A 12,330-nucleotide genomic window follows, 5' to 3' on the forward strand; every position below is an offset into this window, starting at 1 on the left:
CGGGCACGATGGCGCCCGCCGCCATCGGCGCCGGCCTGCTGTCGAATCAGGTCAGCGATTCGGTGGACGCCATTTCCGCCCAGCTGGCCGCGGCCGATCCGCCGCTGACCACGACGGTGACCGACCGGGACGGCACACCGATCGCGACGCTCTACGCGCAGTACCGGCTGCCGGTCACCGCGGCCGGGATCGCGACGACGATGAAGGCCGCCATCATCGGGATCGAGGACCGCCGCTTCTACACCGAAGGCGGCGTCGACGTGCAGGGAATGCTCCGCGCGGCGGTCAACGACAGCGCGGGCGGCTCGCTGCAGGGCGCGTCGACGATCTCGCAGCAGTTCGTCAAGAACTACCTCGTGAACGTCGTCGACCGGAACGACCCGGTCGCGCAGCAGCAAGACCGCGAAGACTCGCTCGCGCGCAAGCTGCGCGAGGCGAAAATGGCCGTCCAGCTCAACAACACCATGAGCAAGGACGACATTCTGGCGAATTACCTCAACGTGGTCGAATTCAGCGGAACGGTGTACGGGGTCGGCGCCGCGGCGAAAGCCTATTTCGGGACGACGGCGGACAAACTGACCGTCCCGCAGGCGGCGTTGCTCGCCGGGATGGTGAACAACCCCAGTGTCTACAACCCGTACACCCACGCGGACAAAGCACTGCAGCGCCGCAACCTCGTCATCGACGCCATGGTCACCAACGGCTCCATCCCGGCGTCGTACGCGGCGACGGCGAAGGCGGCGCCGCTCGGGCTGCTGCCGGACGGCCCGGTGACGCCGTCCGGGACGTGCATGGGCGCGGCGCCGGACGCGGGCTTCTTCTGCGCGTACGCCGAGAGCTACCTCGTGCACGCCGGGTTCACCGCGGACCAGCTCGCCACCGGCGGCTACACGATCAAGACCACCCTCGACCCGCGCGTCTCGCAGGTGGCGAAGGACTCCGTCGACGCGAACGTGCCGACCACCCAGGACGGCGTCGCCAACACCTTCGCCGTCGTGCAGCCGGGCTCGACCGGCCACCAGGTGCTCGCCATGGTCGCCAACCGGAACTACGGCACCGACCCGGCGCGGGGCGAGACGTCCACGGACATCGTCGCCGACGCGAGCAACGAGTTCGGCGCGGGCTCGTCGTTCAAGATCTTCACCTCGGCCGCGGCGCTCGTCACCGGCAAGGCGGGCCTGGAGACGCCGCTGCCCAACCCGGACAGCCAGTGCTTCCCGGTGCCGGACACTCATTCGGCGTGCTACACCGTCCACAACGACGGCCACTACGCCGACCCGATCAGCCTCGCCGACGGCCTCGCGACGTCACCGAACGTCGCCTTCGTCGGGCTCGAGAGCCAGGTCGGGATGCCCGCCGTGCTCGACATGGCCTACAAGCTGGGCCTGCGGAACACCCTCGCGACCAACGACGCGGGCGCCGTCCCGGACCCCGCGTCGGGCAACCCGCAGTACAACGAACCGCAGTCGAAGTACTTCCAGAACCTGCTGTCGTTCACCCTCGGCAACAGCCCGGTCAGCCCGCTGGAGATGGCGAACGTCTCGGCGACGCTGATGAGCGGCGGTGTCTGGTGCCCGCCGAACCCGATCCTGTCGATGACCGACCGGAACGGGAACGCCGTCCCGGTGCCGCAGCAGGCGTGCGAGCAGGTCATCCCGACCGGCGTGGCGGACACCCTCGAAGCGGGCCTGAGCAAGGACACGACGGACGGCACATCGGCCCAGGCCGCCCACGCGGCCGGCTGGACGCGCCCCGACATCGGCAAGACGGGCACGACGCAGCAGAGCGAGTCCGTGGCGTTCGTCGGCGGCGTCGACGGCTACGCGGTGTCGTCGATGGTCTTCGCCGACGGCCCCCGGCCGCGCGAGATCTGCCCGGGCACCCCGGTGCACCTGGGCAACTGCGGCCACGGCGCGTTCGGCGGCACGGTCGCCGCGCCGCCGTACTTCCACGCGATGAGCCAGTTGCTCGCGGGGGTGCCGGACCAGCCGATCCCCGGTCCGGACCCGGAGTACCTGAGCGCCCGGAGCTAGCGCGGCTCGAGGAAGACGAGCGGGATCTCGCGCTCGGTCTTGGTCTGGTACTGCGCGTAGTTCTTGAACTCGCCGGAGATCTTCGGCCAGAGCTCGGCGCGTTCCTCCGCGTCGGCGACCCGGGCGAGCATCGGCCGCTTCGGCGAGCCCTTCAGGGAGACTTCGACGTCGGGATTGTCGCGCAGGTTCAGGAACCACGCGGGGTGCGTGTCGTCCCCGCCGCGCGACGCCACGACGACCAGGGTGTCGCCTTGCTGGTGCGGCGAAGTCAGCAGCACCGACCGCGGCTGGCCGCTCTTGCGGCCGATCGTGGTGAGCTCCAGGACGGGCATGGCCGCGTGCCAGCCCACCTTCCCGCGGGTGAGCTTGATCAGGCCGCGGTGCACGGCGTTCATGGTCTTGAGGGCGAAATCGCTCGGCATGATCACAATCTAGTCCCCGAGTTCCGCGAAACCGCCACGCGGCGGCGCGCCGGTGTGCGAGGCTGCGCGGCGGAACAAGACCTGGGAGAAAGAAGTACCGATGCTGATCTGGGGCTGGCGGACGCGGATCTACGTGCTGGCGATGACGACCTTCCTGTGCGGCCGGTGCGGCAACCCCGCCTCGCACGCCGTGCGCAAGGCGGTCACGAAGTTCACCCTCTTCTTCATCCCGCTCTTCCCGATCAGCGTGAAGTACTCCGCGCAGTGCACGTTCTGCGGGATCGAGAACCGGATCCCCAAGGAGGACGCCGTCCGCCTGCAGGCGCAGGAGGAGCAGGGTCAGGGTGCCCAGTCCGGCTACCCGCAGCAGCCGCCGTCGCAGGGTTTCCCGCAGCAGGGGGCTCCGCAGGGCTTCCAGCCTCCGCACCCCTCGCAGCCGCAAGGTTTTCCGCAGCCGCAGCACCCGTCGCAGCAGCAGTACCCGCAGCAGGGTCAGTTCCCGCAGCAGGGCAGCTGAGCGCTCGGTCGCCGTCCTTTTCGGACAACCGGGGCGAGTTCGACTTTTCCGGCATCTTCCGCTGCTCCCGTCAAGCGCCGACCGGCGCGAATCCCGAGGCCCGGCGGGCGATCACGGCCGAGGTCCCGGCGAACCGGCCGTAAACCGCCGCCAGCAGCACCACGTCGACGGCGGCCCCCGCGCCACACCCGCGCGCTGCTTCGCGCAACCCACGCTCCGCGGCCTCGGCGAGCACGACCGCATCGGCCGGCCCGGCACCGCCTCCCCCGGCGAGCAGCTCCTGCAGCGCCCGGACCGCGGCCACCGCATGCCCACCCAGCCGCCCGAGCGCCGGCCGCACCTCCACCGGCACCCGCCGCGGCTCCGCGACCTCCCGCGCAAGACCACCCATCCGAGTGAGATCCGCGGCGGTGTGGACCGCGGCGACGACCGCCTTCACGTCCGCCTCCCGCGGCGCGTGCAGGGCCAGCAGCGCACACGCCTGGTCCTCGCACGCGGCCCCGAGCGCGGCGACCGCGGCGACGTCTTCCCGCACGCGTCCGCCCAGCGTGTGGTCACTTTCGAGCACGGAACGCGTGGCCCCTTCGAGCGCGGTCGCGACCAGCGCACACAGGTCCGCGAGCCGGTGGGCGAGCGTGCCCAGCTCCTTCTGAAACGCCGTCGGCATGGCGGCAGGAAACCAGCCCGGCCGGGTACCGGCATCTCGTCGCCCGGCCCGGAACTGTCGGTCCCCCGTGCTCTCCTCATCGGCGAGAGCGGTGCACCCCGCACCCGGAGGAGAAGGAGGAGCCCGATGGCAGGCGAAACGCTGGTCACCGTGGTCGGCAACCTGACGAGCGACCCCGAGCTGCGGTTCACCCCGGCCGGCGCCGCGGTCGCGAACTTCACGGTCGCGTCCACGCCCCGCACGTTCGACCGAGAGTCCGGCGCCTGGCGCGACGGCGAGGCGATGTTCCTGCGCTGCAGCCTGTGGCGGCAGTACGCGGAGAACGTCGCGGAGTCGCTCGGGCGCGGCGCCCGCGTGCTCGTCCAAGGCCGGCTGAGACAGCGGTCGTACGACACGAAGGAGGGCGAGAAGCGCACCGTGACGGAGCTGGACGTCGACGAGATCGGCCCGGCCCTGCGGTACGCCACGGCGAAGGTGACCAGGCTCAGCCGGGCCGCCGGCGGCGAGGCGACGAGTTCGTGGACGCCGGAGCCGGCGGTCGCGGGGTCGCCCCCGTTCTGAGCCCATCCGGTCGCGTCCTGAGTCCGAACAGCCGTCGACGGGGAGTCGACCCGGGCTCGACCGGCGGCGGTGACGATGGACGCACGCTTCTGGCCGGGCCGTTCCGGATGTGCTGTCGAAATCCCCTCAGCTGGTTCGACGCACGGGTAGGACGAGATCGGACCACGAGCGGGAGGGACCGAGATGAACAGGAACGAACAGCCCGGAACACCGGTCGTGCGACCCCTGGTGAACCACCGGATGCTGGCGATGCTGCGTGCGGTCGGCGCGGGCCGCGGCCAGGTGTCCTGCAGCAGCGAGCCCGACCTGTTCATCGACGGCCTGTCGTGCGGCGACCAGTTCGCGGCCCACGCGCTGGCCCACCAGGGCCTGGTCCGCGCGGCCCGCCCCGGCCTGCCGGGCGAGCTGGTCCCGGCGGTCCTGACGGCCGACGGACAGGCGATCGTCACGGCGCAGCAGCACCACGCCGCCTGACCCGGCGGCGCGCAGCTTGACAACTCCACAACGCAAACGCGGCCGCGTTGCCCGCAACCGGTCAGCGCGACTCGGGTCGCCGTGGGCCCGGCTCGCGTGTCCCGCCCGCCGAGGCCGGGTCCCCGTCGCGACTACCGTGGCGGGCATGAGCAACACCGAGGCCGCGCCCACCGAGCTCGCCTGCGTCGACCGGCCCGCGACCGCCGATCCCGAGCACCCGGCCGTCGAGATCCTCACCCCGCGTGAGGTGCCCCTGGGCGGCCCGCGGGCGATGCGGGTCCGGCGGACGCTCCCGCAGCGCTCCCGGTCGCTGATCGGTGCCTGGTGCTTCGCCGACCACTACGGCCCGACCGAGATGACCGGCGCGATGGACGTCGCCCCGCACCCGCACACCGGCCTGCAGACGGTGAGCTGGTTGTTCGAGGGCGAGATCGAGCACCGCGACAGCCTGGGCACGCACGCGCTGGTCCGGCCCGGCGAGCTGAACCTGATGACCGGCGGGCACGGCATCTGCCACTCGGAGGTCTCGACCGAAGCCGCGAAGACACTGCACGGCGTCCAGCTCTGGGTGGCGCTGCCCGAGCGGCACCGGCACACCGCACGCGCTTTCGACCACTACGTGCCGTCGGTGAACCGGATCGAGGGCGCCGAGATCCGGGTGTTCCTCGGTTCGCTGGCCGGGCGCACGTCCCCGATCCCGACGTTCACCCCGCTCCTGGGCGCGGAGATCGTCCTGGGCCCGGACGCCCACATGTCCCTCGGGGTCGACCCGCGCTTCGAGCACGGCGTCCTGGCCGACACCGGCGACGTCGTCGTGGCGGGCACGCGCGTCCGCCCGGCCGAGCTGGGCTACGTCGGCACCGGCGTGCGCTCCCTGACGCTGAGCAACCGGGGTACCGGGCCGGCCCGGTTCCTCCTGCTAGGCGGGACCCCGTTCGACGAAGAAATCCTGATGTGGTGGAACTTCGTCGGCCGGACCCACGAGGAGATCGCGGCGTTCCGGGAGGCCTGGCAGGCGGAGTCCGACCAGTTCGGCAGCGTGACCGGCTACACGGGCACCCCGGCGCGGCTGCCGCCGCCGGAGCTGCCGGCGGTCCGCATCAAACCGCGCCGGAACCCGGCTTCAGGCCAGGAAGCCGGCCACAGCTGAGACGAACGCGGGCGAGTCGTCCAGCCAGGGATAGTGCGCGGCGCCGGGCAGGACGGTGACCCGCGCGTCCCGGAACAGCGCGGCGAACTCGTCGGCGACGGCCGGGCTGGCGATCCAGTCCAGCTCACCGGCCAGCACGAGCACGGGAGCCTCGACCACCCCGAGCTCGGCCCGCGTGCGCTCGGGTTCGAAGGCACCGTCGGCGTTGTAGACGCGGGCGGCGGCACCGTTGCGCTGGCCGGCCTCGGCGGCCTGGTGCCGCCGGGCGGCCTCGTCCCACCGGCCGTAGTACATCGGGGCCATGGCGGCCCAGTCGGCACGGGTCGCGGTCCGGGCGGCAATGGACTCGTAGGCCGCGGCGGCGGCATCGAACCAGGGAGCACCGGCCCGCCGCGCCATGATCCGCCGCCGATCGGCCACGGACAGCTGCAACCCCACGGCCCGCGGACTGGGCGCGACGAGCACAAGCCGGCGCAGCCGCCCGGGATACCGAGCGGCGTAGAGAACGGCAAGACTCGCCCCGGCCGAGTGCCCCAGCAGGTCGAGCTGTTCGAGGCCGAGGTGCTTGCGCAACGCTTCGACGTCCTCGACCTGCCGGTCGCACCGATAGGTCGAGGGATCACCGGGCACCTCGGAGCCCCCGGTCCCCCGCGCATCGAGCACGGCGAGCCGACGCCGAGCACCCAGCCCCCCGAGATCCCCCAGATAGGCCCCGGCCCGCATGGGCCCACCGGGCAGGCAGACAAGGGGCGCACCACCGGAGCCGAAGAGACCGAAACAGAGCGCAGTCCCGTCCGGCGCGGAGAAGATCGGCATCCCCGACCCTGACACTCCGAAGGCGGCCCGGGCAACCCTCACCCGAGCACCAACCGGCCACACACTCCGGCGGCCACGCTCGCGCGGCAATTCCGTGCCAGCCCGGCACGCGACCAGACCAACCCCCACGCCTACCGCACATCACCGGGCTACCCGCACCTGCCCACCACTCGCGCAACCTCGGCTACGCCAGCCGGGCAACCCAACCCGCGCCCGCCAGGCACCTCGCGGCACGTCTGCCGGACAACAATCGGGCCAGCCAGCGCACCCAACCCGGCATCAACCCCGCCCAGCCAGTCCCGGCGCCCTCACCGCTCCCGCGCGAGATAAGCCTCCAAGGTCGCCAACCGATGCCCCCGCGCGAACCGCTCGACCTCCGCCGGATCGCCCCCGCCCTCGATCAGCTCGAGCAGCCGCTCGTGTTCCTCGACCGACTGCGGCGCCCGGCCCGGCACGGACGCGAACGTGCTGTCGCGGACCGCCGCCAGCCTGGTCCAGCAGCGCTGGACCAGGTCGACCAGGTTCGGGTTGGGGCAGGCGCCGAACAGCACCTCGTGGAACTCCGCGTTCAGCGCCGTGAACGCGAGCGGGTCGAACTCGGCCAGGCTCCGCCGCATCCGCTCGTTCAGCGACCGGGCCCGCGCCAACGCCGAAGGCGTGAGCAGCGGCGCGGCCAGCCCGGTCGCCGCGCCCTCGACGATCGCCACCGTCTCCATCGCGTGCCGGTACTCCGTCGGGTCGATGGCGACCACCCGGGCGCCGACGTTCCGCTCGAACTCGATCAGCTCCTCGGCCTCGAGCCGGCGCAGGGCCTCGCGCACCGGCACCGCGCTGACCTCGAGCTCGCGGCCGATCTGGTCGAGCACCAGCCGGTACCCGGGCCCGTAGCGGCCGTCGAGGATCCTGGCCTTGATCGTCTCGTAGGCCAGCTGGGACTTCGTGACCGGTCTTCCCGAGGACGCGCTGATCATGTAGGAAACCATATATGGTCCCGCCGACGGACGACGCCCAGGAGGCCGTGCCGATGCCGCTTACCCCGCCCGCCCCCACCGCGGCCGACCTGATCGTCGACGGGCTGCGGGCCCACGGCGTCGACACCGTCTTCGGGCTCCCCGGCGTGCAGACCTACGACCTGTTCGACAGCCTCGCCCGCGCTGGCGAAGACATCCGGGTGATCGGCGCCCGGCACGAGCAGACCGTGGCCTACATGGCGTTCGGGTACGCCCAGGCGACCGGCCGCACCGGCGTCTACACGGTCGTGCCCGGCCCCGGCGTCCTCAACGCTTCGGCCGCGATGCTCTCGGCGCACGGGGCCAGCGCACCCGTGCTGTGCCTGACCAGCGAAATCCCCCGCGCGTACCTCGGCCGCGGCCTCGGGCACCTGCACGAGATGCCCGACCAGCTGGCCACTCTCCGGACTCTGACCAAGTGGTCGGCGCTGGTGGAGCACCCGGTCGAGGTCCCGGACGCGCTGGCGACCGCCTTCCGCGAAGCCGCGGGCGGGCGGCCGCGGCCGGTCTCCCTGGCGGTGCCCTGGGACGTGCTCGGCCTGCGCGCACCCGCCGAAGCGGCCGGTCCGCTGCCGCTGCCCCGCCCGGCCGTCGACCCGGCGGCCGTCGCCGCGGCCGCGGAACTGGTGCAGGGCGCGAAGAACCCGATGATCATGGTCGGCGGCGGCGCGCGGCACGCGGCCGCCGAGGTCCGGGCGCTGGCCGAACGGCTGCAGGCGCCGGTGGTGCCGTTCCGCGGCGGGCGCGGCATCGTCGGCGACGACCACCCGCTGGGCTTCACCTGCGTCTCCGGCTTCGAGCGCTGGGCGGAGACCGACGTCGTGATCGGCATCGGGTCGCGGATGGAGCTGTCCTGGTTCCGCTGGCCGGACAAGCCCGCGGGCCTGAAGACGATCCTGCTCGACATCGACCCGCGGCAGGCGACCCGGCTGGAAGCGGACGTGGCGATCGTCGCCGACGCCGCCGACGCCACGGCCGCGCTGACCGAGGCCGCCGGTCCACAACGGACGGACCGGACCGAGGAGTTCGTGGCGCTGAAGGCGACCGTGGCCGAGCACTTCGCCGACGTCGGCCCCGAACTGGAGTTCCTGCGGGCGATCCGGGACGTGCTGCCGCGCGACGGGTTCTTCGTCGAAGAGATCTGCCAGGTCGGCTTCGCGTCCTACTTCGGGTTCGAGGTCTACTCGCCGCGCACCTTCGTCACGTGCGGCCACCAGGGCACGCTCGGCTTCGGCTACCCGACGGCGCTCGGCGTGCAGGCGGCCTTCCCCGGCCGCCCGGTGGTTTCCGTGGCCGGGGACGGCGGCTTCATGTTCGCGGCGCAGGAGCTGGCCACGGCCGTCCAATATGGACTCAACGTGGTGGCGGTCGTGTTCGACAACGGCTACTACGGCAACGTCCACCTCGACCAGGAGCGGCTGTTCGAGGGCCGCGCGCTGGGCGGACGGCTGCGGAACCCGGACTTCGCCCGGCTCGCCGAGACCTTCGGTGCGCTCGGCCTGACCGCGCGCACCCCGGACGACCTGCGCGGCGCGCTGGACAAGGCGTTCGCAGCAGGCCGGCCGGCGCTGGTCCACGTGCCGTGCGAGCTGGGTGCCGGCGCCTCGCCGTGGAAGTACCTGATGCCGAAGTCGGACCGCAGCTAGCCGGCGGCCACGCGCTCGAGCGCGGCGAAGACGCGGTCGACGTCGGCCGCGGTCGTCCGCCAGTTGCTGAAGGCCGCACGCAGCGCCGGGCGGCCGTCGTACACGGTCGGGGTGAGGAAGGTGGTCCCGTCTTCGGCGATCGCGCGGACGAGGGCGTCGATGCGGTCCTGGGTGACGTCCTCGGCCGGGGCGAAGCACACGACGTTGAGCCGCACCGGCGCGAGCAGCCGCCAGTGGGGCGAACCGTCGAGCCGCGCGCCGAGGTCGCGCGCGAGCGAGACGCAGCGCTCGACGATCTCGCGGTGCCCGTCCCGGCCGTAGGCCACGAGCGAGAACCAGGCCGGGAGGGCGCGCAGCCGCCGGGAGTTCTCCGGCGTGAGGTGCAGGAAGTCCGGGGTTTCGCCGATCTCGCCGAGGTAGGCCGCGTTGTTGCCGAACACGCGCAGCTGCAGGTCGCGGCGGCGGGTGAACTGGACGGCGGAGTCGTAGGGCACGTTGAGCCACTTGTGCAGGTCGACGACCACCGAGTCGGCCTGGTCGAGGCCCGCGGTCAGCACCGCGTGCTCCGGCGCGAGCGCGGCGAACCCGCCGAACGCGGCGTCGACGTGCAGCCAGAAGTCGTACCGCTGCTTGAGAGCGGCGATCGCGCGCAGGTCGTCGAAGTCGACGGTGTTCACGGTGCCCGCGTTCGCGACGACGACGGCCGGCCCGTCGAGCGATCCGAGCGCTTCGGCCAGCTTGGCGACGTCGACGGCTTCGCGGCCCGGAAGCACCGGCACCTTCCGCAGCGCCGACCGGCCCATCCCGAGGAACGACAACGCCTTCGGGATGCTCGAGTGCGGCGAGCCGGACAGCACGGTGACCGGGCCGAGCGCGGCGGCGCCGTCGTCGGACACCGACACTCCGGCGCGCTCGCCGAGCCATTCGCGGGCGATCGCGAGGCCGGTGACCGTGGACATCGTGGCGCCGGTGACGAACGCGCCGGAGAACTCCGCACCGAGCCCGAACAGCTCGGCCAGCCAGCCGACCGTCTCGCGCTCCAGGTTCTGCGCCGAGGAGTCCATGCCGTTGGCGGGGTTCTGGTCGAAGGCGGACGTGAGCCAATCACCGGCCAGCGACGCCGGAGTCGCACCACCGGTGACGAACCCGAGGTAGCGAGGCCCGGCGCTGCCTGCGAAGCCGGCTTCCCAGCGCTGCGAGAACTCCTCCAGCGCGGCCCGGCCCCCGCCACCGCCGAGCGGCAGCGGCGCCCGGGCCACGGCACCGGGCGGGACGGCAGCGGGCCGGTCGGGCAACCCGGCCAGCGCTTCACCGGCGAGCTTCCGCGCGGCGTCGAGCAGCTCGGGCAGGGAGTTCAGGTCTTCGGCGAGCCTCGGATGCACGGCACCGACGCTAAGCGCCGCGACCAGCGCTGTCGCGGTCCAATCCCCCGAAACTGGCCCGCTCGCCGGCGGTGCGCGCTGCCCGCTACCGACCGTGGAGCACGTATCGTTCCTCTGTAACGACCGGAATCGCCGAACCGATCACCCAACGGCGCTCCGGACGGCCGGGAGGGGGTGGCGACGTGCTGGTCGTGGTGCAACACCCGGTCGTTGACGTGCGCGGGCTGCTGCCCGGTCCGGACCACCGCATCGACTCGCCGAAGTGGCCGCACCCGCTGCGGGTCCACCCCCGCGGCTCACAGGACGACTGCCGGACGGACTTCATCCGCGGCCTCGGACCGGTCCGGCGGCGGATGCGCGGAAACCCGTCGCCCTGGTTGAACGAGTCGTTCTACGTCGACGCCCGGAACAGGATCGTCCTGTCGAGGATGCGCGGGACGGAACCCCGGCTCCCTTTCCGGGTCCGGCTCAAGCCCTTGTTCCGGCGGTTCTACAGCGACGGTGTCGTCGGCCGGTTCGAGATCGGGTTCTTCTGCGATCTCGACTTCCGGGGGTTGGACCTGGCGACGATCACCTCGGGAGCGCGGACAGCGCTCGGTGTGCTCGCACGGATCCGCGGCGGCGCGGCCGAACCACAACCCCTGGCGCACTTCGGCCAGGCTCTCGCCGGCCACCTGCTGAGCGCCACGACGCGCCGCACCGCCGACGGTTTCACGCCGCCACGCTGGTGGGTTTCGGTGGGCACTCCCGGCGTCTTCCTGGAACTGCAGCAACGCTCGAAGGACGAGCCGCCGCCGGTCCGGCTCTGGCACACCTCGCCCATCGTCACGAACACGCCGGTGTCGTGCTGGACCATCGCCGACTCGGCGGATTCGGACCGTGAACTCCTGCGGCGGCTGCGCGTCCAGGTGTCGCACCTGCACGCGGACCTGGCGGCGCTGGAGACCGTGCTGGGGTTCTGCCGGTCCGGCCGGCTGGCACCCGGCGCCGGGATCGAGGATTTCCTCGACGACATGTGCGGCAAGCTGCTGCGCCCCGAACGGCACGGGCTGACGCAGCGCGAGTACCTGACCGAGGTGATCGACGCGGCGCACGGCTACTACGCCGACCGCATCTGGATGCTGCAGGTGCTGAGCAACCAGGTGTCGAGCAAGGGTCTCGCCCGCAAGCTGACCGACGCGGCGACCATGCTGTCCGAGGCGCTGGAGCGCCCCAGGGGAAACTTCTACCTGATCAACGGAGGAGATCTCGTGCAGGAGAAGAACGAAACCGTCGTCCACGGCTCGGCGGGCGTCGTCGCGTCCAAGTCCACGGTCACCATGCGCGACGTGAACATGGGCACGCAGGGAGCCGACCTCGCGGCGCTCGTGGAGAAGCTCGAGGCGGAAGTCGCCGCACTGCGCGGCAAGGTGACCGACGAAGCCGCCGACCAAGCCGAAGACGCTGTCGCGAGCGTGAACAAGGAACTGGCGGCCAAGGAGCCGGACAAGCCCGGGATGCTGCGCCGGCTCAACGCCCTGGTCGCTCTCGCCAAGGGTGCCGGTGGAGCGGGAACGGCCGTCGCGGCGGCGGTCACCGCGCTGCGGGCGGCACTGGGTCTGTGATCGCCGGGTAGTCCCCGGCCGATGACGGACGACCGGGGAAGCACCGGA

Annotated in this window: 12 protein-coding genes; 7 read left to right on the top strand and 5 right to left on the bottom strand. The window is 72.3% G+C overall.

Features of this window, described 5'->3' with window-relative positions; translation table 11 throughout:
* The first annotated feature begins 8 nt into the window (after nucleotides 1-8).
* Nucleotides 9-2,033 (top strand): transglycosylase domain-containing protein, encoded by a 2,025-nt coding sequence (locus ABZ342_RS00525; protein WP_360468140.1) that lies wholly within the window; start codon nucleotides 9-11, stop codon nucleotides 2,031-2,033.
* Here ABZ342_RS00525 and ABZ342_RS00530 read toward each other — a convergent pair.
* Nucleotides 2,030-2,455, bottom strand: a complete 426-nt coding sequence (locus tag ABZ342_RS00530; RefSeq protein ID WP_360467983.1) for a nitroreductase/quinone reductase family protein — start codon at nucleotides 2,453-2,455, stop codon at nucleotides 2,030-2,032. The genes ABZ342_RS00525 and ABZ342_RS00530 overlap by 4 nt on opposite strands.
* A gap of 100 nt (nucleotides 2,456-2,555) precedes the next feature.
* On the opposite strand from ABZ342_RS00530, the gene ABZ342_RS00535 reads away from it, so the two are divergent.
* The gene (locus tag ABZ342_RS00535; protein ID WP_155546091.1) at nucleotides 2,556-2,972 is read left to right on the top strand and encodes a zinc-ribbon domain-containing protein; all 417 of its coding nucleotides are present in this window, start codon (nucleotides 2,556-2,558) and stop codon (nucleotides 2,970-2,972) included.
* A 70-nt stretch (nucleotides 2,973-3,042) separates the two neighbouring features.
* On the opposite strand, the gene ABZ342_RS00540 is transcribed toward ABZ342_RS00535, so the two are convergent.
* Nucleotides 3,043-3,639, bottom strand: coding sequence for a PhoU domain-containing protein (locus tag ABZ342_RS00540; protein WP_360467984.1), 597 nt, complete (start codon nucleotides 3,637-3,639; stop codon nucleotides 3,043-3,045).
* A gap of 126 nt (nucleotides 3,640-3,765) precedes the next feature.
* Between ABZ342_RS00540 and ABZ342_RS00545 the strand changes: the two genes are divergently transcribed.
* The 3 genes from ABZ342_RS00545 (at nucleotide 3,766) to ABZ342_RS00555 (ending at nucleotide 5,824) form a co-directional block, all read left to right on the top strand.
* Entirely contained in the window at nucleotides 3,766-4,200 is a 435-nt protein-coding gene (locus tag ABZ342_RS00545) for a single-stranded DNA-binding protein (RefSeq protein ID WP_155546089.1), read from the top strand.
* Between the two features lie 183 nt (nucleotides 4,201-4,383).
* Nucleotides 4,384-4,674, top strand: a complete 291-nt coding sequence (locus ABZ342_RS00550) for a hypothetical protein (RefSeq protein ID WP_360467985.1) — start codon at nucleotides 4,384-4,386, stop codon at nucleotides 4,672-4,674.
* Between the two features lie 145 nt (nucleotides 4,675-4,819).
* Nucleotides 4,820-5,824, top strand: a complete 1,005-nt coding sequence (locus ABZ342_RS00555; RefSeq protein ID WP_360467986.1) for a pirin family protein — start codon at nucleotides 4,820-4,822, stop codon at nucleotides 5,822-5,824.
* On the opposite strand, the gene ABZ342_RS00560 is transcribed toward ABZ342_RS00555, so the two are convergent.
* Together ABZ342_RS00560 and ABZ342_RS00565 are read right to left on the bottom strand one after the other, a co-directional pair.
* On the bottom strand, nucleotides 5,798-6,640 hold the full coding sequence (locus ABZ342_RS00560; RefSeq protein WP_360467987.1) for an alpha/beta hydrolase: 843 nt from the start codon (nucleotides 6,638-6,640) through the stop codon (nucleotides 5,798-5,800). The genes ABZ342_RS00555 and ABZ342_RS00560 overlap by 27 nt on opposite strands.
* Before the next feature lie 308 nt (nucleotides 6,641-6,948).
* A complete protein-coding gene (locus ABZ342_RS00565) occupies nucleotides 6,949-7,623 on the bottom strand; it encodes a GntR family transcriptional regulator (RefSeq protein WP_360467988.1) in 675 nt (224 codons plus the stop codon).
* Between the two features lie 2 nt (nucleotides 7,624-7,625).
* Between ABZ342_RS00565 and ABZ342_RS00570 the strand changes: the two genes are divergently transcribed.
* Nucleotides 7,626-9,296: a thiamine pyrophosphate-dependent enzyme gene (locus ABZ342_RS00570; RefSeq protein ID WP_360467989.1), complete on the top strand. Its 1,671-nt coding sequence runs from the start codon at nucleotides 7,626-7,628 to the stop codon at nucleotides 9,294-9,296.
* Here the strand turns inward: ABZ342_RS00570 and ABZ342_RS00575 are convergent.
* Nucleotides 9,293-10,678 carry a pyridoxal-dependent decarboxylase gene (locus ABZ342_RS00575; protein ID WP_360467990.1) on the bottom strand — a complete coding sequence of 462 codons (1,386 nt, stop codon included), beginning with the start codon at nucleotides 10,676-10,678 and terminating at the stop codon, nucleotides 9,293-9,295. The genes ABZ342_RS00570 and ABZ342_RS00575 overlap by 4 nt on opposite strands.
* Before the next feature lie 182 nt (nucleotides 10,679-10,860).
* On the opposite strand from ABZ342_RS00575, the gene ABZ342_RS00580 reads away from it, so the two are divergent.
* Entirely contained in the window at nucleotides 10,861-12,282 is a 1,422-nt protein-coding gene (locus ABZ342_RS00580; RefSeq protein WP_360467991.1) for a hypothetical protein, read from the top strand.
* The last annotated feature ends 48 nt before the right edge of the window (nucleotides 12,283-12,330 follow it).

The sequence above is a fragment of the Amycolatopsis sp. NPDC005961 genome (assembly GCF_040629235.1).
GTDB classification, from domain to species: Bacteria; Actinomycetota; Actinomycetes; order Mycobacteriales; family Pseudonocardiaceae; genus Amycolatopsis; species Amycolatopsis camponoti.